Origin of the sequence: Acinetobacter sp. Swhac1 (assembly GCF_013390985.1) — a bacterium.
GTDB classification, from domain to species: Bacteria; Pseudomonadota; Gammaproteobacteria; order Pseudomonadales; family Moraxellaceae; genus Acinetobacter; species Acinetobacter towneri.
In genome coordinates this window covers 26,504-50,702 of the sequence record NZ_JACASN010000014.1, presented here as the reverse complement: position 1 = coordinate 50,702, position 24,199 = coordinate 26,504, and the positions used below count along the sequence as shown (strand labels likewise).

The following is a 24,199-nucleotide window of genomic DNA, read 5'->3' as shown; positions in this document are numbered from 1 at the left end:
CCTCTTGTTATGCTTTTATTTGGCTTTTACATTGTTTCTGGTGCAGAGACACCTAATAATTCTAAACCATTACGCAAGACTTGTTGTACGTTTACTGAAAGCAATAAGCGTGCTTGAGTCAAGGCTGCATCATCATTCAGAACTTTATGCTCATTGTACCAACCGTGGAACAATGCTGCTAATTCTTTCAAATAGTTACCTACCTGATGCGGTTCGTGGCTGTTGGCAGCACGTACTAAAATTTCAGGATACGCAGCCAGTTTGGCTAAAATTTCAGTTTCAGCATCTAGCTCAAGTTTAGCGGCAAACTGACGTGCAGTTGTCGCATTAAAATTCAATTGCGTAGCAGCAGCTTTTTCGAGCATACGACAAATACGTGCATGAGCATATTGAATATAGTAGACCGCATTGTCTTTACTTTGTGAAACGGCCAAATCTAGGTCAAAGTCAATGTGCTGTTCAGATTTGCGCATGACGTAATAGAAACGTGCAGCATCGTTGCCGACTTCTTTACGCAAATCACGCAAGGTCACGTACTGACCTGAACGGGATGACATTTGTACCATTTCACCACCACGCCATAAGCTCACGAACTGCACTAACAGTACCGTTAATTTTTTCGAGTCGTAGCCTAGTGCATCAATGGCCGCTTTCACACGTGAAATATAACCGTGGTGATCTGAACCCCAAATATCAATTAGGTCTGTGTAGCCACGTTGTAATTTATTCAGGTGATAAGCAATGTCTGAAGCAAAGTAAGTGGTTTGACCATTGCGGCGTTTCACCACACGGTCTTTTTCATCGCCAAATGCGGTCGATTTAAACCAGATATTGCCGTCTTGTTCGTATAGATAACCACGTTGATCTAGTGTTTGCAGAGCTTCATCAATTTTTTCAGTCAATGACGCTTCGCTAAACCATTGGTTAAAGGTGACACCAAACTCGCCCAAGTCATCTTTAATGTCGGCCAAAATAGCATTCAGCGCAGCCTGATGGAACACGCGATAATCATCACCCAAGAGCGTTTGTGAATTGAAAATCAAACCATCAATGTGTTTTTCTTTGTCGCCCGACAAGACCACTTTGTTGCCATCGGCATCGAGTTCTGCCGCATATTGCACATCTTCAGGCACATTGTTATATACATCTGCAACAGGGCGTACATGGCGTTCACCATCCTGTTTTAAAATGCTTTGTGCGATGTCTTTAACGTAGTCACCCTGATACGCATTTTTGGGGAACACCAGCGTTTGACCTGCCAGTTCCAAATAACGCAAGTAAGTTGAAGTCGCCAAAATATCCATTTGACGGCCAGCATCATTGACATAGTATTCACGGTCAACTTTAGCACCTGTGGCTTCAAGTAAATTGGCAACTGTCATACCATAAGCAGCACCACGACCATGACCCACGTGTAGGCTTGAGGTTGGGTTAGCAGAAACGAACTCGACCTGAATGCGTTTTTCTGCATTGATTTGGCTGCGTCCAAATTGTTGTTTTTGTGCTTGAATTTGATCTAAAACACTAAAACGCTGGTCGGCATTTAAAAAGAAGTTAATAAAACCAGGGCCTGCAATCTCTGCTTTGCTGATGTCTGCAACTTCAGGCAGAGCAGCAAGAATTTTTTCGGCTAAATCGCGTGGCTTCATGCCTGCGGCTTTAGAGGCAATCATGGCAATATTTGATGCGAAATCACCGTGGCTGCGGTCTTTGGTACGGGTTAAATTACTCGTATTGTTCCAGTCAGATGGGAGTACACCTTCAGCTTGAAGGGATTGCACTGCATGATCGAGCGCTGCTTGTATTGCCGTATTCATATTTAGTCGAAAAATAGATGTGCAGAAAAACGCTAAATATAGCAAATTTCAGGGGCTTTAGGGGAGTGCAATTGTATGCTTTATCGAATTTCAGAGATTGTAGCTAAGCATGAACAAATTGCCTGAAAAATCATCCTTTAAGCAAGCAATTCATGGCATAGTATGCGGCATTCAGTGAGGCGAAAAGGCTGGAGCATGAAACAACGTGCAATGATTTTTGGCAATGTACCCAAATTACCCATGAAATGGGCCACGGTGGTAATGCCTTTCTTTTTATCATGTTTGATGAGTGGCATCATTTCGTTGATTAATATGATCCGAAATTTGGGCTGGATTGAGGGATTTTTTACCCTGTGGTTGCATAACTGGATGATTTCTTGGGCGTTTGCTTTTCCAGTCGTATTATGTGTGCTGCCTTTGGTGCGTAAGTTCACTGGCTTAATTGTAGATATGACGCCACTGCAACCACCCAAATAAATTAGGTTCGATGCCTATATAACATGGGCTATCAGAAATAAAAATCATTCAGATTTGGTTATCAAACTTCTAAATGCCCTATTTGCTGCAATTCGGGCTAAGCTAGTCAGATGTCAGATGGTGCATCTCAATCCATGCGCCATCAGCAACCGATTAGAATGAGATGAACAATGACAACCGCAAATTTGCAGCAGAAACGTCCTTTATATATTCCCTATGCGGGCAACGGCCTTTTAGAATTGCCTTTATTAAATAAAGGTTCTGCATTTTCAGAAGAAGAACGCACCCGTTTTAACTTGCATGGCTTAATTCCACATGCAATTGAAAATATTGAAGAACAAAGCCAGCGTTCGTATCAGCAATATTCTGCTTTTAGCGATGCCATCAACAAGCATATTTATTTGCGCAACATTCAGGACACCAATGAAACCCTGTTTTATCACCTGATTGAACAGCATTTGAGTGAAATGATGCCTATTATTTACACCCCAACTGTAGGCGAGGCATGTCAGCGTTTTTCCGATATTTACCGCCGTCATCGGGGTATTTTTATTTCCTATCCAGACCGTGCCCATATTGATGATATTGTACAAAACATCAATAAAAAGAATGTCAAAGTGATTGTGATTACCGATGGTGAGCGTATTTTAGGCTTGGGTGATCAGGGCATTGGCGGCATGGGTATTCCAATTGGAAAACTGTCTTTATATACAGCATGTGGCGGTATTAGTCCTGCCTATACCTTACCCATTACCTTAGATGTAGGCACCAATAACCCACAATTACTGAATGATCCGATCTATATGGGCTGGAATCAGCCACGTATTAGTGGTGAGGAATACTATCAATTTGTCGATCAGGTGATTGATGCGGTGAAACGCCGTTGGCCAAAGGCATTGATTCAGTTTGAAGATTTTGCTCAGAAAAATGCCATGCCGTTATTAAACAAATATCGTGATCAAATTTGTTGTTTTAATGATGATATTCAAGGCACGGCAGCCGTTTCTGTGGGCAGCTTAATTGCAGCATCACGGGCTGCAGGCAAACAACTGAAAGATCAAACCATTGCCTTCTTGGGCGCAGGTTCGGCAGGTTGTGGTATTGCCGAGCAAATTGTGGCGCAAATGGTGGTGGAAGGCTTAAGCGATGCTGAAGCACGTGCTCGTGTGTATATGGTGGATCGTTTTGGCTTGTTTACCGATAATCAGCCGAACTTGCTCGACTTCCAAAGCAAACTGGCACAAAGTCCTGACCGTGTTGCACATTGGGGCAATCCTGAAGGTGTGATTTCTCTGTTGGACGTCATTCAAAACGCCAAGCCAACGGTATTGATTGGGGTTTCGGGGCAACCGGGTTTATTTACTGAAGAGGTGATTAAAACCTTGGCTGCCAATTGCGAGCGTCCAATTGTGTTGCCATTGTCAAACCCAACCTCACAAGTTGAAGCATTTCCTGCCGATATTTTGGAGTGGACTGAAGGCAAGGCCTTAATTGCAACAGGTAGCCCATTTGAGCCAGTGAACTATCAGGGCAAACTTTATAATATTTCCCAATGCAATAACTCGTATATTTTCCCAGGTATTGGCTTAGGGGTAATCGCTGCAGGGGCAACACGTGTGACAGACAGTATGTTAATTGCATCCAGTAATGCGCTGGCGGACTGCTCACCATTGTTGCAGGATCCAAATGCAGATTTATTGCCTGATTTAAATGAAATTCAGCAGGTGTCTAAATTTATTGCATTTAGAGTCGCAAAAGCAGCAATGGATGCAGGGGTTGCACCTCTCATGAGTGATGAGGCATTACGAGAGGCAATTGAGGCTAATTTCTGGAAGCCTGAATATCGTGATTATAAACGTGTGACGTTTTAAGCAAAATTCATTCGTGTATTGTTAATGAAATAAGCCACAAGGCGTGCTATTGCACGCCTTGTTTTTGTTTGGAATAGGATGGGGTTTGTGATGTGATTACTTGGAATTTAAGTCTTCAACTCACACTAAGCAATATAGTTCTGTTTTGGATTTAAATCGGCACAATTCAAAGGATTTAAGGCACATTGCAATTCATCAATTTGCTGCTCACTGACATAGCCTTGTCCAATCAGGTATTTTGCAACGTGGTCATCTCTCAGGCTTATAAACGCAGCATCGTACACGCCTAAATCGACAAATAAGGCTGCCGTTTCAAGACTGTTAAAACGGTCTAAATACACGTCATTGCCATACAGTAGAAAAATATGTTCAGTGGGTGCATGCGCATCGACTTTTAAGCGTTCTGCCAGCTCAAAAGGTGAGGTTTTAATGAACAGCAAATCGGACAATTCATCAAATTGAGCTGTATCGAGTTGTGCCTCATCTGTTTTGACTTTGCCTAACCATGCTTTAAAGACCAGTACGGCACCACCGCGCAATAATATACTCCAAATATGTTGGCGGGTGCTTTGATCTAAGCCTTGCGCTTCTTGTTCCAAAACATCCAGTAATTGCTCCTCCTGTGCTGAAAGTTTGTTGAACAGACCTAAACCTTGTGGTTGATACGCCGCAGGGCGAAACACATCAAAATTGAGTTCTTCAAAGACTTGTAGGGCTAAGGGTACTGCGGTTTGATACAGGGTATTCAGCGCTTGTAGATGAGGAGCTTTGAGTTTGCTGTTTTGAAACAGACGATCCCAGTGAATTTCGGGCAATAGCGCATTTACGCCATATTGACGCTGTAGCTGCTGTGTTTGTTCTGCGAGCTGCTGTTCATGGTTCACGGTATTCATGAGATTCTTCCTAAAACGTGAAAACAGGTCGATCAACGCTTAATAGGGCAGGAAATTTGTTTGGATGTGGCTTGAAGATGAATGCGCTGATCATTTCTTGTACTTAGTTATGCGCGCAGATAGTCAATAGATGTATAAGACTAAAGTCTAATGTATTGCAATGTGCTCAGAAAAGCCTTTACAAACTCGGCAATTAAAGAAATTGTAAGCAAGTTTGGGTGTATTTGCTTACGATCTTGTCAGACTTTGCCATAGCCAGTGAGGCGATGGTATTTAATGTGAAGGGCAGGCACTCAAAACGCGACATTTTTGAAAACTTTGGTCAATCGGTGTTGTACATCAGGCCAATGGCTGTGACGCTTTACGGGCAATCTGTTGTTTTTTGAGTTGTCTAGAGTTGCAGTAAGTAAAGTAGCTTTAAGTTGCCACAAGATAGATATTGAGTTACTTGCCTGCCTTGCACTTTAAACATGGCTTGAATCAAGCACGGTTTAAAGCGGGGCAGACAAAATTTTATGGGTATCAGCTGCCTGAAATTTTCAGTCCAGATAACCAAGAACGCAGCGATGCTGGTTTTAATGGTTTTTTCAGCAACACAATATTCAGCTCTTTTAAGCGCTGCGGCAATTCTGGGTCGGAGTCTGCTGTAATTAATGCCACAGGGACATCTTCCTGACGATGTTCCAGAATAAAATCTAAACCAATTTTATCGTCATTTAAGTGTTGATCGACCAACCAAACCTGAATGTGTTCACGCTGAATCAGGTCAATGGCTTGTTCAGGTTCAGTGGCTTTAAAGACGTGATAGCCCCATTTGCTGAGCAGGGTCGCCATGCCTTCCAAAATGGTTTCATCATTGTCTAAACACAAAATTTTATAGGCTTTGGTTTTCAACGGCACCACTTGCACAGGTGCAGCCACTACTTTTGGAGCTTCGACAATCGGCACTTCAATCATAAAGCACGAGCCTTTGCCCAATTCCGAATAGACATGCACAGGGTAGTTCAGCAAACTGGTCATACGCTGCACAATCGCTAACCCAAGACCTAGACCTTGCTCACCCCAAGGCGACGTATGTCCGCAACGCTCAAATTCCTGAAACAGTTTAATACGTTGTTCTTCGGCAATACCCGGACCTGTATCCCACACCCCAATTCTAATATGTTGTGGATGTTCTGCAGAACGTAACACGCCCACGACCACACGCCCTTTGGCGGTATAGCGCAGCGCATTGCTGACAAAGTTTTGAATAATACGACGAATCCATTGTGGGTCGGTATCAATCCAGAACTGTACGTCATGCACACGGAATTCAATGCCACGTTGTGCCGCAATGGATTTAAATTGCAGGCTTAAATCGCTGAGTAAGTCATGCAGTGGATAAGCCTGACGTTTCGGCTGAATCGTACCGCCTTCCAAACGGGCAATATCCAACAAGGCCGAGAGCATACTTTCTGCACCATGCAGGGCACGATCCAGTTGTTGCAGGGTTTTACGGTCTTCATCGGACTGAATACTTTGCTCTAAAGCCGTACTGAATAAGCGCGCTGCATGCATTGGCTGTAATAAGTCATGACTGGCAGCGGCAATAAAGCGGCTTTTGGACATATTGGCTTTGTCGGCTTGTTCACGTGCCAATTGCTGTTCTGCCAAAGCATCGGCCAATTGTTGTGTGCGATCTTGTACCCGTGCTTCAAGTACGGCTTCGTTTTCACGGAAAGCGGTAATATCGGCAAAGGTGGTCACGAAACCACCGCCTTCAATTGGATTACCACGCATTTGAATTACACGACCATCTTTACGGATGCGTTCAAACTCGTGTGCACTGCCCATTTTCATCCAGTGAATACGTTTACGCACGTGTTCTTCAATTGAGCCCGGACCACATTCACCACGTTCTGCGTTATAGCGAATCAAATCGGCAATTGGGCACCCGACATAGACAATATCTTTAGGATAATCAAATAGTTTGAGATATTGATTATTCCACGCCACCAAACACATATTTTCATCTACCACACTCACGCCTTGGGTCATGTGGTCAATCATGGTCATGATCAGGTTTTGGTTAAAGCGTTGCCATTGTGAGGCTTGGTCAAGAATATTCGCAACTTGCCCTAAAGCGAGTCCGTTATTGACCATGGCAGTGGTGAGCAAAGTACGCGCAGATGCCGCACCAATGGTGCCTGCCAAATATTGTTCGGTAAAACGCCACCACATGCCGTTGGCATTGGCGTTTTCATTCAGCACCACATTATTTTGCTGACTAAACTGTTCAAAGGCTTGTCGTGTTGGAGATTCACCCGTAATGCGTTTTGCCAATGTGATTAAATCGCCTACTTTTAAACGCGCTACATCCTGATGTGAATAGCTGACCTCATTGCTCATGTTCTGAGTTGGCAAAGGCTTGGTTTCATAATAAAAGAAACTTTCGGCCTGAATCTGTTCTGCCACACTTGGACGGAAAATACGTGACACCCAAACATATAACAAAATATTTAAACCGAGCGCCCAAACCACCCCATGTGTGAGCGGGGCAAAAGATTCAAAGCCCAGCAAGGCTTCAGGGCGTAACCAGTTGATGCCTAAAGGTCCCAGCAATAAAAATTCACGGGTAAACTCGCTGAACTGACTTGGCAGGCTGCGTAAAATAGTCGGAAGTAGCAGGGTATAGGCCCACATCGCAAATCCAACAATTAAGCCTGCATAAACGCCCTGTTTACTGCCACCACGCCAATATAACCCCCCAATCAGGGCAGGGGAGAACTGTGCCACTGCACTAAAGGCCAACAAGCCAAACACAGAAAGTTGATCAATATCGTTAAAGAAGTTGAAGAACAGGAAGCCGAGCAGCATCACCGCTAAAATACAAATGCGTCGGGTGAATTTCAGTACCAAAGGCAAGCGCTTGTCATGGCGTGAGAAAATGCCCATGCGCCACAAGGCAGGCATGATCAGGTCATTACTCAGCATGATCGACAGTGCTACTGAAGATACCAATAGCATGCCTGTTGAGGCGGAGAATCCTCCCAAGAACGCCAACAGCGTCAACCAGTCTTGGTTATAACTGAGTGGCAAAGACAAAACCGCTACATCTGGGATGGCTAAATATTGCGGAGCTGCGTGCAAGGCCCAACTGGCAATTGGAACAATCGCGATGGTGGTTAAAATCAGATAAACGGCAAACCAGCGACGCGCACCCCGAATATGTTTTTCATCGCGCAGTTCGACCACAGCAACGTGAAACTGACGCGGCAAACAAATAATCGCTAATGCCGCCAATAAGGTTTGCACCCAAAAGGTTTCAGGCACACCAAACAGCTGTACTTCATGGAAGGTAATTGAAACATCATTGGCAATTTGATGAATATTGTCAGGCGCTTCAAATACAAAGAAGAAGGCCACAGCCAGCAAGGCAAATAGTTTGACAAAGGACTCAAAGGCAACCGCAAGCATTAAGCCGCCGTGTTGTTCGGTATTGGCAATTTGTCGAGTACCAAACAGCATCGCCAAAATAGCCAATAAACCTGTCAGGAATAACACCGCATTGGTGGTACTTTCAACATTGGTGCTTTGATCTAAAACCACTGCGGCACTGAGCGCAATTGCGCGTAATTGCAAAGCCAAATAGGGAATAATTGCAATCACCGCCAAAATTGTGACCAGTGATGCCAATGGCCCGCTTTTACCGTAACGTGCAGCAACAAAGTCAGCAATCGATGAAATGGCGTGGTGTTGTCGCACTCGACCTAAACGTCGCCAAATATCATAACCAACAGCGACAAACAGCAATGGCCCTAAATAAATGGGTAAAAAAATGATCCCTTCACGAACGGCTGCGCCCGTTGCACCATAAAAAGTCCATGATGAACAGTACACCCCTAAAGTTAAGCTGAACATGAGCATGCGCCCACGCGTGCTTAAACGACTGGCGTGTTTTTCCCCATAGAAAGCACAGATAAAAAGTAATGCGATATAGAGGGCTAAAACCCCCATAATGAGCCAGCTGTTCATGATGCCTTAAAAGTATCGACAATAGGGCTATGATAGCCTATTCCATTGCCTTTGCGCTGAGGTTGATCATTTTTTTAGCGACCAAAGTCTAAATTGCAAATCGGCTTCAACATTGTTAATTTTAAGTTCGAAATAATTCGAATTAAAAATTTGCGCCTAAGGCAGGGCGCTTTAAGGAGCAGGTTATGGATGAGGTACAAGTAGATCGTATTCTACAAAACCCAAAATTCAAAGAAATGGTTCGCAGAAAAAGTAACCTAAGCTGGACATTAACAGCAATCATGTTGTTTGTGTACGTAGGTTTTATGCTTTTAGTGGGCTATAACAAAGAATTCTTATTGAGTTCAATTTCAGGTGGTGTGACGACTTGGGGTATTCCACTGGGTCTGGGCATTATCGTTTTATCTTTCATTTTATGTGCAGTTTACTCATCAATTGCGAATGGCAAACTTGACCAGTTGAATGAAGAAGCGATGCGTGAAGTTGAAGCAATTACACATGAGAAAGGACCGCACTAAGATGAAATGGAATTCATTGAAAGCACTGGCTGCGTCTACTGTATTAATGTCAGGTATGGCATTTGCAGGACCAGATTTAGGTGCAGCAGAACAGCAGCCAACCAACTGGCCAGCAATTATTATGTTCTTGATTTTCGTTGGCGCAACTTTGTTCATTACTAAATGGGCAGCGAAGCAAACCACGAGTACTAAGGACTTCTATACCGCAGGCGGTGGTATTTCTGGTTTCCAAAATGGTCTAGCGATTGCAGGTGACTATATGTCAGCAGCATCGTTCCTCGGTATTTCCGCAATGGTGTTTATGTCAGGCTTTGATGGCTTGCTATATTCACTAGGCTTCATGGTGGGCTGGCCAATTGTATTGTTCTTGATTGCTGAGCGTTTACGTAACTTAGGTAAATATAACCTTTCTGACGTGGTATCGTTCCGTCTAGCTGAAAAGCCAGTACGTACCCTTGCAGCATTCAGTTCACTTGTTGTAGTTGCGTTCTATCTGATTGCACAGATGGTAGGTGCGGGCCAGTTAATCAAACTACTCTTTGGTTTGAACTACAACCTTGCTGTAGTAATCGTGGGTCTACTCATGATGGCTTACGTAATGTTCGGTGGTATGTTGGCAACAACTTGGGTACAGATCATCAAAGCGGTGATGTTACTTTCAGGTGCAACTTTCATGGCCTTCATGGTAATGAAAGGTGTGGGCTTCAGCTTCACTAACATGTTCGAGCAATCAATCCAAGTATTCTCTAAAGTACATGACTTGAGCTTGGCAGATGCTGCAAACATTATGGGTCCTGGTAAGTTAGCCTCTAACCCAATTGATGCAATCTCGCTTGGTCTTGCATTAATGTTCGGTACTGCAGGTTTACCACATATCTTGATGCGTTTCTTCACTGTAAAAGATGCAAAAGAAGCGCGTAAATCAGTTGTAGTTGCTACAGGTTTCATTGGTTACTTCTACCTATTAACGTTCATCATTGGTTTTGGTGCGATCCTTTATGTATCAAACAACCCACAATTCCTTGATGTTGCGAAAATGGCAGTGACTGGCAAGTTAGAACTTGTTGGTGGTAACAACATGGCTGCGGTGCACTTGTCTGACGCAGTTGGCGGTGACTTGTTCATGGGCTTCATTTCAGCGGTAGCATTCGCAACAATTCTTGCGGTTGTAGCTGGTTTGACATTGTCTGGTGCTTCAGCAATCTCTCACGACTTGTATGCTAACGTATTCAAGAAAGGTCAAACGACTCCTGAATCTGAACTTCGCATGTCTAAAATTGCAACTTTAGGCTTAGCAATCTTCGCAATGATCTTGGGTATTCTTTTCGAGAAACAAAACGTTGCGTTCATGGTAGGTTTAGCATTCTCTGTAGCAGCATGTGCAAACTTCCCAGTACTTGTATTGTCTATGTTCTGGAGAGGCTTAACGACTCGCGGTGCAGTGATTGGTGGTGTAGCAGGCTTAGCTTCAGCAGTAACCTTGATTGTATTGTCTAAAGCAGTTTGGGTAGATACGCTTCAAATTTCTGACACACCAATCAACCCATTTAACGGTCCTGCGATCTTTGCAATGCCACTTTCATTCTTCTGCTGCTGGTTGTTCTCTATCACTGACAACTCTGCGCAAGCACAAGCTGAACGTAAAGCATTCGATGCACAGTTCGTACGCTCACAAACTGGTATTGGTATCTCTGGTGCATCTGACCACTAAGGTCTGAAACACCTCAAAAAAGTCCCAGCAATGGGACTTTTTTTATGCCTGTATGTTGGCTTGAGCAAGCATGCTGGTGAGCATTTATGGATACGGTTATTGTGATATGCAATTTTGATACAGAGTGATTGCATTGCATGCGTAAATAAGCTGCTATGTTGGATGCAATATAAAAAGAATAGGCAGTAGATGTATGTACATATTAGACAATGTTTGGAAAAGATTTCGGGTCTTGCCTTCGGCATGGCTGTTGTTTTTGCAGTTTTTGATTTTGCTGCTCTCACTCTTTGCACATCACAACATGCCCTATAAAGTCATCACGTGGATGGTGGGGGTATTGGTGTTGCTGCTCATTGCTAAAGTGATTCGACAAACGCCAATGTTGAGTGTTTTGGGTCTAAGTTTTGTTTATGCGGCTTTGTTCTTTTCATTCTTTATTTTACTAGGTGTGCGGCATCCTCTTATTTTGGTGATGAGTCATGCCTGTGAAGCTGCAGCCTATTTTAGCGCAGCCTATGGCTTATTGCGCTATATGTTCCATGACCGTTATTTAACCAAAGATGAACTGTTTGCTGCTGCAGCGGTATTTACTTTACTCGCTTGGGGTTTTGCCTTTTTATATAGCATCTGTCAAATTTTGATTCCGCAAAGTTTTCAGAACCCAAATGCTGCAGGTTTACAAAGCTGGTTGGATTTACTGTTTTTAAGTTTTAGTTTGCAGTCCGCGACAGGTTTATCCGACCTTATACCGATCAGCCCGGAAGCACGGGTGATTGCCATGTTGCAAATGTTCTGTGGGGTGATGTATTTGGCATTGATCGTGTCACGTTTAATCGCATTGCAGTACATTCGCCACTTACCGCATCATCACCATGATGATTCGGCTGAGTGAAATAGCAGTTCAAATTTTTCATGACATATTTCAGGCATAAAAAAGACGCTCAGATGAGCGTCTTTTTTAACTTCAGTGTCTAATGTGAAATTAGAAACGGAATTTAGCGTTTACACCAACAGTTTGAGTGTCAACAGCTACACCTTCTGCATTCGCATTTACATAGCTAGCACCAACTGCAACTGCAGGAGTGATGAAGTAGTTTACGTTCGCGCCCCAAGCAGAATCGACAACAGAGTCAGCACTTGTTTCTACATAAGAAGCACCTACGCTAAGCGCTGGTGTTAAGTAAAGATCTGTTTTTAAGTTGTACATAGTATCTTCACCATATACAAGACCTGCTTCAAAACCAACAGCCATATTGGTGCCGTCAATTGCGCCTACGTATTTTGTACGTGCAGTGATTGCATCTTGATCTTGATTGATTGTGCCCGACTCAAGTGCTGCTTTAGCAACACCATTAGCAAGGATGTTGAAAGCATCATAAGAAGTTTGGTCTGCAACGCTTGTATAACCTACAGCAACTAAGAAGTTCGGCGCTACTACTGCACCAAGTTCTAAGGCATAACGGTCGCCTTGGTCATCAAACTCAAGGTTATTTTTGCTGTCATTAATTGTATGGCTATATGCTGCACTTGCATAAACTGGAACCAATTGAGTTGGTACATACGCTTCAGCTTTAGCGCCATATGTGTGAGAAACGATATCTAAACCATCTTCGTCATATTCACCATAGTTGTATGCTAAAGAGAAGTTAGACGCTTGGTTTAAGAATGCAGCTTCAGCCAATGGACCTTTAGTCGCATCAACATTTTTGAAGTAGTAAGTACCTTGAACAGCACCAGTGAAATTCTTATCGTTTACTGTATTGTCGATGTATTCAGATTGACCTTGAACTTCGAATTGGTACGCTTGAGCACCGGTCATGGCTAATAATAATGCAGTGGCTAAACCGAGTTTTTTCATGATAGTTACCAGTTTTGTTAAAAATGGATGAAACATTGATCATTTTAGTGTAACAAATTATTAAGTCAATGAACTAAAAGGACTTTATTTAAGAATTAAGTCCAATTGACTTTGGTGTTTAAAAAATATTCAAATAAAATTTTTGCTGTCAACCTAAAAACTGTATGGATAACAAGTCGATATGTTCGTTTTTGCAACAAAAGTAGAAATAATAAGCAAAGCATTAATTGGATTAATCGATAAATTTAATTGAAATTATCTGTAATAATAATTCTTGGAGAGTGAAGAATAACGGAAAAACTCACCTGTTTTAGGGTGAAATCATGATTTTTGGATAAAAAACAAACTAAAAATAAGGTCTGTTCAGAATAAATTTGAGTGGAATAGTCGGCATAATGTGAATTTAATCACATTAATTTTGACTATTTGTATAAAAATAAATCAGACTGGTTGACTAGGCTTTACATAAACTGTGATTTATTTCATAATTCCACCATGAAGTCCTACTACTTAAGTCGGGTTTGTAAATTATGTGACTTATCTCATAATTTAACCATCAAATCCTAAGCTTGGTTCATCCAGTAGTGCGATCTGATTCTCCATAATTGTTTGCTTTTTATCTGCCCAACTTTCCCCAAGGTTGGGTTTTTTTTTGCATGTGAAAACGCAAATGGTTTTGCGAAAATTGCACTGATATGGTGCAGTTTGAGGGTGTGATATGATCAAAACCCATAAAAAAATCCCAGTTTTCTTTCAAAAACTGGGATTTTTCGCCAAAATTTGCGGGTAAATTTAGTTTACTGCTGAGGAAAAACTAAACTCGCCCTAATGAGGTGCATTATGCACCCAAATGTTGCATCTGTAAAATATTTTCTGCATGCTGAAACATTATTTTTTGTATTTGTTGTTTTAGGTAAGTCGGCGCAGGGCATGCTTTTAGAAATTTTCTTGAATGAGATGACTTAGTTAGACGGCTTTAAAATATAAGTGAATTAATTATCTTTTTTGTAAGTAATTTAAAGATTGCTCATGTAATATAGTCGCCGATTAAGTGATCAAGTCCACGATTTTGCACAGTTATAATGACGTAGGTGAAACTTAGCATGATGATGAAATTGCGCACAGAGCATATCAGTCAGCGACTGTTGATCTCGATGATCATTATTATCGTGTCATTGCTTTTTATTTGCGTTCCTCTGATGGTGAATAGTTATCAGAGTTATCAAAAAACAAAACGTGCTTTAATTGAAATTTCTGTATTAGGCAAAGTGGCTGAACTGACCAATAGTATTTCGCGTGAACGAGCGCCTGCGAACAAAGTCATGTCGAGTTCAGCAGCTGAATTTCAGCAAAATTTACAAGAACTGAAAGCGTACCGTGCTGGCGTGGATCAGCAAGTAGAACAGACCATCAATATTTTAAGAAAAGAAAGTTTTATTATCCATGCGCATCATTTATCGCATCAATTAAAGACCGCTTTAGAACAAGGGCGTCAGGCGGTCGATGAATATGCAGCAACTCCGCAACATTTGCGTAGCTCTCAACAGATGGATCATGCGATTCAAAAAATGTTTGCGGCATGGGATAGTTCTCAGCATGTGCTGAAACACGTCATGCTCGATTCAGTGGCAAAAGACTCATCGGTATCGAGCTATTATAGTGTGATTTTTGTTCTTTCAGATTTGCGTGATCAAGCGGGCAGGGTGGCATCCAATATTATTGCCGCGGTAACGTTTGCTGAAAAAATTCCTGAAGCCAATTTGGCGAGTTCTTTGCAAACCCAACGCCAAGCCTATTATTTGTGGGATTTAATCCATACCATTTTGCCTGAAGCTCATAAAATTCCTGAATATAATATTTTGCATGATCAATTAAAAAAGGAGTTTCTGGATGAGGGAATTCCTATCGTCAATCAATTGATTCAGCAAAGTATTCATGGACAACCCTATTCATTGACAGGCACTGAACTCACCCAAAAATTGGTGGATAAATTCAACACTGTGGTCAGTTTGCAGTCATTTATATTAGCGCACAGTTTGCAGGTTGCGCACAAAGATTATCATCAAGCTCAGCGTATTTTCATTTTAACCCTAGTAGCGTCAATTATTTCGTTATTGGCTGCTATTTTCACCATGGTCTATGCGCGCTCAAAGGTCTTTATTCCTTTAATTCAGGCACGCAGCCAAATTTTACGCTTGGCAGCTTATGATGATGAAGCTCAAGGGACGCAAAATCCAGACAAGGTAACGCTCTTAGAGGCCATTCAAAAATTAAAACAACGCCTAGAGCAGCGTGATATTTTAGAATTTCAGCTGCGTAATATTGCCAATACCGATGCCTTAACTGGTGTTTCCAACCGTTTGGCGCTTGAGGAATACATCAAATATTTAGAACATCGACCTGAAAAATTGAGCAAAACTGGTCTGATTATTATGGATGTGGATAAATTCAAACACATTAACGATACCTTCGGGCATGTGGTAGGTGACCAAGCTTTAAAATGTATTGCCGATACACTCAAGGCGCATGTCCGTGCCTCAGACTTGGTGGTGCGTTATGGTGGCGATGAATTTTTGGTTTTGATTGAGCAAATAGAATTTACTGAGGCGCTGTATTTGGCAGATAAATTGCGCTGCCATATTGTGAATCAAGAAATTTTTATTCCAGAACTGAATGATTATATTCAAGTGTCGGTCAGTGCTGGCGTGGCGGTGGGTGCTGCGTCATGGAGCAGATTGTTGGAAAAAGCCGATAAACACTTATTTAGAGCCAAAGCACGTGGGCGCAATGCCGTTGCTGGTGACTAAGTCACAGTAATTGATCCACGAGCATTTCCGAAGTGATAAAAAGCCTAGAGTGAAAGATTCAGCACAAGTTTGTGCTGAATCTGTATTTAAACTTGAATGGGCTTAAAAACTGAAATAATCTATTTTAGCCTTTTAACATCGGTTTTAAGAATTTTGCGGTATGTGAAATTTTAGATTTTGCGACAGTTTCAGGTGTGCCTTCGGCAATGATTTGTCCACCGCCTGCACCACCTTCAGGGCCTAAATCGACAATCCAGTCTGCAGTTTTAATCACATCTAGGTTGTGTTCAATCACCACAATGGTATTACCCTTGTTGCGTAGCTCATGCAGGATGTCGAGCAATTTGGCAATGTCATGGAAGTGCAAACCAGTGGTCGGTTCATCCAGTACATACAGGGTTTTGCCTGTATCTCGTTTGGCCAGTTCACGCGCCAGTTTTACGCGCTGTGCTTCACCGCCAGATAAAGTTGTAGCTGATTGACCAAGGCGGATATAACCCAAGCCAACCTGATTTAACGTTTCCAACCGACGATGAATCACAGGAATGGCATCAAAGAAATGCATGGCATCTTCAACGGTCATTTCCAAAACATCAGAAATATTGCGACCTTTATAACTGACTTCCAAAGTTTCGCGGTTATAGCGTTTACCATGACAGGCATCGCAAGGCACGTACATATCTGGCAAGAAGTGCATGGCAACTTTAATCATGCCATCACCCTCACAAGCTTCGCAGCGTCCACCTTTAACGTTAAAGGAGAAGCGTCCTGCTGCATAGCCACGTGCTTTAGCTTCAGGGGTTTGCGCAAACAGCTCACGAATTGGAGTGAACAAGCCTGTATAGGTCGCGGGGTTCGAGCGTGGCGTTCGCCCAATCGGGCTTTGGTCAATATCCACCACTTTATCTAAATATTGCAAACCATCAATCGAGTCGAATTTTTCTGCGGTTAATGTAGTTGCGCCATTTAATTGTGTTGCAGCCAAAGGCAACAAAGTACGGTTAATTAGGGTGGATTTTCCTGAACCCGACACGCCTGTGACACAAGTCATTACCCCTAAAGGCAAAGTGAGATCCACTTTTTTCAGGTTATGTCCTGCTGCGCCCATTAGCTTAATTTGTTGTTCGGGATGTGGCGGTTGGGTGCGCGTTTTCGGCACTTCAATTTTTAATTTGCCCGATAAATACTGCCCTGTTAGGGAGTCTGCATGTTCGGCCAGTTCTGCATAGGTGCCTTCGGCAATAATATGTCCACCATGCACACCTGCACCTGGGCCAATATCAATAATATGGTCGGCAGCGCGAATCGCATCTTCATCGTGTTCTACCACCAACACCGTGTTACCCAAGTCACGTAAACGAATCAGGGTTTCCAACAGGCGATCATTGTCACGCTGGTGCAAGCCAATTGAAGGTTCATCTAGCACATACATCACGCCCATAAGCCCCGCACCAATTTGAGATGCCAAGCGGATACGTTGTGCTTCACCGCCTGAAAGAGTTTCGGCGGAGCGTGACAGACTTAAATAATTCAAACCCACCGACACTAAAAAGTGCAGACGTTCACGAATTTCTTTAAAGATTTTATCTGCGACTTCACCTTTGGCCCCTTCAAGATTTAAGCCTTGATAGTAGTCTTCGGCATCGCCAATCGACATTTGGGTAATTTGAGCAATGGTTTTGTCTTTCACGCGGACATTACGAGAGATTTCATTTAAACGTGAACCACCGCAGGCATCACAGGCAGCATTAGATAAATACTGCGCCAAATCATCACGTACATAATTACTTTCGGTTTCACGGTAACGACGTTCTAAATGCGGTAACACGCCTTCAAACGCAATCACACGTTTATGGTGGCGTCCACGTTCATCAGTATAGCTCAGGTCAATTTTGTCTTTACCTGTGCCATACAGGAATTTCTTTTGTGTCACGCTGTCCAGCTGATTCCATGCCGTATCGAGTGAGAGTTCATAATGTGCCGCGACTTTTTCCAGCATGCTGTAATAATACGGACGCTGTCTGTCCCAGCCGCGAATTGCGCCCTGACTAATCGACAGTTCAGGGTTTGGAATCAATTTTTCCGCACTGAAATGGCTACGTGTCCCCAAACCATCACAAGTTGGACAAGCGCCAAAAGGGTTGTTAAATGAGAACAGGCGCGGTTCAAGTTCTGCCACGGCACGGTCACATTGCGGGCAAGAGTGCTTGGCCGAAAAAATACGATCAGGTTGTTCCGCATTCATCCACGATAAAATGGCTAAATCGCCACCTAAACGCAGTGCAGTTTCAAAGCTTTCGGCAATACGGTTGCCCAAATCATCTCGGACTTTAAAACGGTCTACCACCACTTCAATGGTATGTTTTTTCTTTTTATCGAGTTCTGGTGGTGGGTCAATGTCCATGACTTCGCCATCCACTCGGGCGCGTACAAAACCCTGACTTTGTAGCTGTTCAAACAGATGCACATATTCGCCTTTACGCTCACGAATCACAGGCGCGAGTAGCATTAAGGCAGTGCCTTCTTCCAGTGCTTTTACAGCATCGACCATTTCTGAAACAGTTTGCGCCACCATTGGTAAATCATGTTCAGGACAGTAAGGTGTGCCGACACGTGCATACAGTAAACGTAAATAGTCGTAAATTTCGGTAATGGTACCCACGGTTGAACGCGGGTTATGGCTGGTCGATTTCTGTTCAATGGCAATTGCGGGACTTAGACCTTCAATCGAGTCGACTTCAGGTTTTTCCATTTGCGATAAAAACTGGCGTGCGTATGCAGAAAGCGATTCGACATAACGACGCTGTCCTTCGGCATAAAGGGTATCAAACGCCAGTGAAGATTTTCCTGAACCAGATAAACCCGTAATTACCACAAATTTATCGCGTGGAATATCAAGGTTCACGTTTTTTAGGTTATGGGTACGTGCACCTCGAATACGGATATGACTTTGGCTCATAAAAACTTCTCGATATTTTGCAAATGAAAAACCTATATATGATAGCGCATGAAAATTGTTCAAGTGTTATTTTTCATGCTTTATCGGTCATGGCTTGTCGCACTGTATGGAGTGATCCCCATACGGTGCGTGAGGGCGGCCGTTAAGCTTGATCTAAACCCGGCCACTGACGTTGATGATAGGCGCTATCCCAGAATAACCATTCCAGTTCTGCAGCTTTGGTGTAGGCGTGGTGCATTTTTTCAAGGGTATCGGCATCACAGCGCGCAGCAACACGGTCTATGGTTTGAATCACATTATTGACTGCGGTGTGGAACTCCTCGCCCGAATAGGTATCGACCCATGCCTGATACGGATTATTCGGTGCAGAATTATTGACGATATCTTTACCAACTTCGGCATAAATCCAGAAACATGGCAGTAGTGATGCCAATACCACAGGATAGCTTTCTGACCATGCGGTTGCGACTAAATAAGAAGTGTAGTGATGACAGGCAAGGGTCAGCGGAGTACTTTCAAATTCCTGTTTGGAAATATCAAACTCCTGCATAAAGCTGTCATGTAAGGTACGTTCCACCACAATTGCGATTTTGGCGGCATCTGCGAACTGAATAATATCATCTGCATCAAAAGCTTTAGCCGCACAGACTGCCAGTGCACGCCCGTAGGCAATTAAGTAATGTGAATCTTGAATCACATAATGTGCAAAAGCAGCTTTACTTAAGGTGCCTTGTGCCAACTCCTGATTAAATGGTAAAGCGAGCGTCTTGTGATAAAGGGCAAGGTTACGTTGCCAAGCGTCTTGAGAAAAGCGCATCCTAAATTCCTAATATGTCGTTGCATTTCACTATAGCAGTTTGGGAATGAAAAACACGGTTTTCACGGTATCTGATCGGGAAACCAAAAATCATACGAAGAATTTTGCCGAAGTTGAGGAAAAAGCGTCATAATTGCAGCATAAAATTTTACATTCTCAGTTTTTGTCCGATTTAAAATTCGGGCAATTCAATTTTCAGAATTTTTGTATCTGTTAAAGCTTAATCAAAACTGTACTTTGCGTTGATGGTACAGATTCGGCAGATGAAAAGTTCAGATCAAAATATAGTGATAGGTCGTTTCTCATGATGAAACATTTTGGTTTCTCAATCGTATTTTCGATTGTGTGTCTTGCGCTATCTGCATACTGGGGCTATACCCATGGCCCAGAAGCAGGTGTGCAAACCATGCTTACCGCACTAACCATTACCGCAATTTTGGCGATTATGGAAGTGTCGTTGTCGTTTGATAACGCGGTGGTGAATGCGTCAGTGCTGCGCGGTTGGGATCATTTCTGGAAAATGCTGTTTTTAACCGTGGGGATTATCATTGCAGTTTTTGGTATGCGTTTAATTTTCCCTGTGGTCATTGTGGCGGTCACTGCCGATATGGGCATGATGGAAGTGGTGCAACTGGCATTGAATGATCCGAAGCAATATTCGGCTAAACTGATGGCACATCACCCTGAAATTGCTGCTTTTGGTGGCGCATTCTTGTTGATGGTTTTCCTAAACTTTTTCTTGGATGATGAAAAAGACACGCACTGGTTTAGATGGTTTGAGCGTCGTTTGAGCAATCTGGCAAGCGTGCCTGCCATGTCGGTATTTTTGGCCTTAGTGACTTTGTTAATCATGGCGGCCAATGTGGTGGAAGATAAGCGCCTTGTGGTGACGATGGCGGGTATTTGGGGCATCGTGATTTATATTGGCGTACAAGTGCTGAGTCACATGTTGGGCGGTGAACCAGAGGTCGATGAACAGGGCAATGCTGTGCGTCATGACGAAAATGGCGTACCGACAGGCGTGGTGAAAGCGGGTATTGGGGGCTTTTTATATCTGGAAGTGCTAGATGCCTCGTTCAGTTTTGATGGTGTCATTGGTGCATTTGCAATCACCTCTGATGTGGTGATCATCATGTTAGGCTTGGCGATTGGTGCAATTTTCGTGCGTTCGATGACGATTTATTTAGTCGAAAAAGGCACGTTGGATGCCTATATTTACCTTGAACACGGTGCGCACTATGCGATTGGTGCGTTGGCCTTTATTATGATTGCCAGCGGTACAGGCTTGCATGTGCCAGAAGTGGTGACAGGTTTAATTGGTGTTGCCTTTATTGTTTGGGCGGTGATTGCATCTATTCAATTTAAAAAACGTCAGGCAAAAGCGGGTTAATGCTATGGTGATGCCCGTTGCTGTATTGCCGCGAAATCACAGAGCAATACGGTGATGAAGACTGTATAAAATATAAATTTGGGTGCACAACGTTGCGCCCTTTTTTATTGAAAAAGTAGGGTCTGTTGAATAAACATCGGGAAAAATCAGCATCCTTAAGCTGAATGTTGTAGGATATCTGCAAATTCAAAATTATTTAGTTTTAGTCGATTGATATGATGAATGCCTTAGAACGCCGCTCGACCTTTGCTTTAAGCAGTATTTTTGCATTGCGCATGTTGGGTCTGTTCATGATTATTCCTGTATTTTCAGTAGCAGGGCAGTCATATCAATACTCAACTCCTGCACTGATTGGTCTTGCCGTTGGTGTTTATGGACTCACCCAAGCCATTTTACAAATTCCGTTTAGCTTAATTGCAGACCGTTATAGCCGTAAGCCATTGGTGGTTTTTGGCTTATTACTGTTTGCTTTGGGTGGTGCAATTGCAGCCATGTCTGACACCATTTATGGCGTGATTATTGGTCGTGCCATTGCAGGTGGTGGCGCAGTATCTGCCGTGGTGATGGCATTACTGGCCGATGTGACCCGCGAAGAAAACCGCATGAAAGCCATGGCGGTGATGGGGATGAGTATCGGTATGTCCTTTGTGGTGGCCTTTAGTTTAGGGCCATGGCTTACGGGCTGGGTTGGTATTTCAGGGTTATTTTGGGTCACCACAGTGATGGGACTAGCAGCGATTCTCATGTTGTTATTGGTGCCTAAAGTCACGCGTCATCATCGTAATTTTCAGCAAGGCTACATCACGCAGTTAAAGCAGGTCCTGAAAATGGGCGATTTAAACCGCCTGCATGTATCGGTATTTACCCTACATTTATTACTTACTGCCATGTTTATTTATGTGCCTTCGCAATTAATCCAATTTGCCGATATTCCTTTGCAGCATCATGGTTGGGTGTATTTGCCATTGTTGTTGGTCAGTCTGTTCGTAGCATTTCCAAGCATTGTTTTGGCAGAAAAATATCGCAAAATGCGTGGCATTTTCCTGACTGCAATTGCAGGTATTATTTTAGGTCTGTTGGTGCTGATTTTTGGGTTTGAATCGAAGTACATCCTTTTATTGGGTTTGGGCTTATTCTTTATTGCTTTTAACGTTATGGAAGCGTTATTACCTTCGTGGTTGTCAAAGGCTGCACCAATTCAATCTAAAGCCACCGCGATGGGTGTGAATGCGAGCAGTCAGTTTTTGGGAGCATTTTTTGGTGGGATGATTGGTGGGCAATTGTTGATGCTCAACCACACCGCAATGGGTTGGAGTATTTTGACTGCGATTGCTATAATTTGGCTGCTTGTTAGTTTTGGATTGGCGCAGCCGCGCTATCTTTCGTCTTTGGTGTTGCGCTTGCCTGAGAATAGAGAAACAGATGAATGGACTTCTCAGTTATTGGCAATTCGTGGTATTGAAGAGGTCGTGGTGATGTCTGACCAACAAGTGGCGTATGTAAAGGTTGATAAACAGCATATTGATGATGCTGCGCGACAACAATTAACGCACTTGTTTGGGAAAGAGGTAGCCATTTAAGCATAACTCTTATAAAGTAAATAATAGAAACAAATAGGAAGAAAACATCTAATGCGTGGTGTAAATAAAGTCATTTTAGTGGGTACTTTAGGTCGTGATCCTGAAACAAAAACTTTCCCAAACGGGGGTTCTCTCACTCAATTTTCTATCGCAACCAGTGATGTCTGGACAGACAAAAACACAGGTGAGCGTAAAGAGCAAACAGAGTGGCATCGCATTGTTTTACATAACCGTTTAGGCGAGATTGCACAGCAATATTTACGCAAAGGTTCTAAAGTATATATTGAAGGTTCATTGCGTACGCGTCAGTGGACAGACCAAAATGGTCAAGAGCGTTACACCACTGAAATTCGTGGCGATCAAATGCAAATGCTCGACTCTGCTAACCGTGGACAATCTGACCAGCAAGATGGTGGCTTTGCTCAACCACGTTTTAACAATAACCAAGGCGGTTATGGCAATCAGAACCAAGCTCCAGCCACAGGTTATGCGAATCAAAATCAAGGCGGTTTTAACCAAAATCAGGGTGGTGGCTATGCCAACAATAACCCAAGTGGTTTTGCACCGAAGCCACAAGCTGCGCCTGCAACCGCACCTGCAGATTTAGATGATGATTTGCCGTTTTGACACATACTAGAGATAGCCATTTGATTCAAAATGGAAAATCATCATCCAAACCCTTTGTTTCGACAAAGGGTTTTTTATGCAGATATTTAGCAAATATCTATTTTCTCGATTAAATTTCAAACTATGATAGGACTTATAATTCATAAATCCGATTATTTTTATAAAAAAACACTGTTTTACCGATTATTTCGATTTTCGTATTCTAGCTACACAAGATAAGCAATCCCCGAAACGAATTGAGGAGTCATCCATGAGTTTAATCAATACCCAAGTCAAAGCATTTAACGCAACCGCTTACCACAATGGTCAATTTATTGACGTATCTGAGCAAGACTTTATTGGTAAATGGTCAGTGGTGTTTTTCTACCCTGCAGATTTCACCTTTGTTTGCCCAACTGAACTTGCCGATTTAGCCGATCAATATGCTGAATTCCAAAAAATGGGTGTGGAAATTTACTCAGTATCTACAGACACGCACTTTACCCATAAAGCATGGCATGACACCTCAGAAGAAATTAAAAAGATTCAGTATCCAATGATTGGCGACCCAACTTGGACATTGTCTAAAAACTTTGAAGTGCTGATTGAAGCAGAAGGTTTAGCAGATCGTGGTACTTTCGTGATTGACCCTGAAGGTAAAATCCAAATTGTAGAAATCAATGCAGGCGGTATTGGTCGTGACGCGCAAGAGTTATTGCGTAAAGTAAAAGCAGCGCAATATGTGCATGCACACCCTAGCGAAGTTTGCCCTGCCAAGTGGAAAGAAGGCGATGCAACCCTAGCACCATCTATTGATTTGGTGGGTAAAATCTAATCGAATCATCGCACTCAATTTTAAAAATCCAGAACCTCGCTTCTGG

General features: G+C 42.9%; 16 protein-coding genes. 10 read left to right on the top strand and 6 right to left on the bottom strand.

The features are described from left to right. Positions 1–26: 26 nt before the first annotated feature. Complete coding sequence (argS, locus tag HX743_RS08880) at positions 27–1,817, bottom strand: arginine--tRNA ligase (protein ID WP_104852866.1); 1,791 nt, start codon at positions 1,815–1,817, stop codon at positions 27–29. Between the two features lie 195 nt (positions 1,818–2,012). Between argS and HX743_RS08875 the strand changes: the two genes are divergently transcribed. Both HX743_RS08875 and HX743_RS08870 read left to right on the top strand, forming a co-directional pair. After that, entirely contained in the window at positions 2,013–2,294 is a 282-nt protein-coding gene (locus tag HX743_RS08875) for a DUF2798 domain-containing protein (protein ID WP_004970219.1), read from the top strand. A gap of 170 nt (positions 2,295–2,464) precedes the next feature. Next, a complete protein-coding gene (locus HX743_RS08870; RefSeq protein WP_178319026.1) occupies positions 2,465–4,165 on the top strand; it encodes an NAD-dependent malic enzyme in 1,701 nt (566 codons plus the stop codon). A 125-nt stretch (positions 4,166–4,290) separates the two neighbouring features. Here the strand turns inward: HX743_RS08870 and HX743_RS08865 are convergent, their stop codons facing one another. Both HX743_RS08865 and HX743_RS08860 read right to left on the bottom strand, forming a co-directional pair. Next, complete coding sequence (locus tag HX743_RS08865; RefSeq protein WP_178319025.1) at positions 4,291–5,058, bottom strand: hypothetical protein; 768 nt, start codon at positions 5,056–5,058, stop codon at positions 4,291–4,293. 522 nt (positions 5,059–5,580) lie between these two features. Beyond that, the gene (locus tag HX743_RS08860) at positions 5,581–9,072 is read right to left on the bottom strand and encodes a PAS domain-containing hybrid sensor histidine kinase/response regulator (protein ID WP_178319024.1); all 3,492 of its coding nucleotides are present in this window, start codon (positions 9,070–9,072) and stop codon (positions 5,581–5,583) included. Positions 9,073–9,257: 185 nt separating this feature from the next. Between HX743_RS08860 and HX743_RS08855 the strand changes: the two genes are divergently transcribed. The 3 genes from HX743_RS08855 to HX743_RS08845 all read left to right on the top strand — a co-directional run bounded on the left by HX743_RS08855 (position 9,258) and on the right by HX743_RS08845 (position 12,193). Beyond that, positions 9,258–9,590, top strand: coding sequence for a DUF485 domain-containing protein (locus HX743_RS08855; RefSeq protein WP_096902224.1), 333 nt, complete (start codon positions 9,258–9,260; stop codon positions 9,588–9,590). 1 nt (position 9,591) lies between these two features. Next, positions 9,592–11,301: a cation acetate symporter gene (locus HX743_RS08850; protein ID WP_168418953.1), complete on the top strand. Its 1,710-nt coding sequence runs from the start codon at positions 9,592–9,594 to the stop codon at positions 11,299–11,301. Between the two features lie 193 nt (positions 11,302–11,494). Then, positions 11,495–12,193 (top strand): ion channel, encoded by a 699-nt coding sequence (locus HX743_RS08845; RefSeq protein ID WP_178319023.1) that lies wholly within the window; start codon positions 11,495–11,497, stop codon positions 12,191–12,193. 90 nt (positions 12,194–12,283) lie between these two features. Here the strand turns inward: HX743_RS08845 and omp33-36 are convergent, their stop codons facing one another. Then, positions 12,284–13,195: a porin Omp33-36 gene (gene omp33-36, locus HX743_RS08840; RefSeq protein WP_256732310.1), complete on the bottom strand. Its 912-nt coding sequence runs from the start codon at positions 13,193–13,195 to the stop codon at positions 12,284–12,286. A 1,070-nt stretch (positions 13,196–14,265) separates the two neighbouring features. On the opposite strand from omp33-36, the gene HX743_RS08835 reads away from it, so the two are divergent. Then, on the top strand, positions 14,266–15,966 hold the full coding sequence (locus HX743_RS08835) for a GGDEF domain-containing protein (RefSeq protein WP_178319041.1): 1,701 nt from the start codon (positions 14,266–14,268) through the stop codon (positions 15,964–15,966). Between the two features lie 124 nt (positions 15,967–16,090). Here HX743_RS08835 and uvrA read toward each other — a convergent pair whose 3' ends face one another. Together uvrA and tenA are read right to left on the bottom strand one after the other, a co-directional pair. After that, positions 16,091–18,925, bottom strand: coding sequence for an excinuclease ABC subunit UvrA (uvrA, locus tag HX743_RS08830; protein WP_004970200.1), 2,835 nt, complete (start codon positions 18,923–18,925; stop codon positions 16,091–16,093). A gap of 142 nt (positions 18,926–19,067) precedes the next feature. After that, complete coding sequence (gene tenA / locus HX743_RS08825) at positions 19,068–19,742, bottom strand: thiaminase II (RefSeq protein WP_004970198.1); 675 nt, start codon at positions 19,740–19,742, stop codon at positions 19,068–19,070. 304 nt (positions 19,743–20,046) lie between these two features. Between tenA and HX743_RS08820 the strand changes: the two genes are divergently transcribed. From HX743_RS08820 to ahpC, 4 genes are all read left to right on the top strand, one after another. Then, positions 20,047–21,132 (top strand): DUF475 domain-containing protein, encoded by a 1,086-nt coding sequence (locus HX743_RS08820; RefSeq protein ID WP_004970195.1) that lies wholly within the window; start codon positions 20,047–20,049, stop codon positions 21,130–21,132. A gap of 215 nt (positions 21,133–21,347) precedes the next feature. Continuing rightward, positions 21,348–22,712 (top strand): MFS transporter, encoded by a 1,365-nt coding sequence (locus tag HX743_RS08815; protein WP_004970193.1) that lies wholly within the window; start codon positions 21,348–21,350, stop codon positions 22,710–22,712. 51 nt (positions 22,713–22,763) lie between these two features. After that, positions 22,764–23,339 (top strand): single-stranded DNA-binding protein, encoded by a 576-nt coding sequence (gene ssb, locus HX743_RS08810; protein ID WP_096902231.1) that lies wholly within the window; start codon positions 22,764–22,766, stop codon positions 23,337–23,339. Positions 23,340–23,589: 250 nt separating this feature from the next. Beyond that, positions 23,590–24,153: an alkyl hydroperoxide reductase subunit C gene (gene ahpC / locus HX743_RS08805; protein WP_004970191.1), complete on the top strand. Its 564-nt coding sequence runs from the start codon at positions 23,590–23,592 to the stop codon at positions 24,151–24,153. The last annotated feature ends 46 nt before the right edge of the window (positions 24,154–24,199 follow it).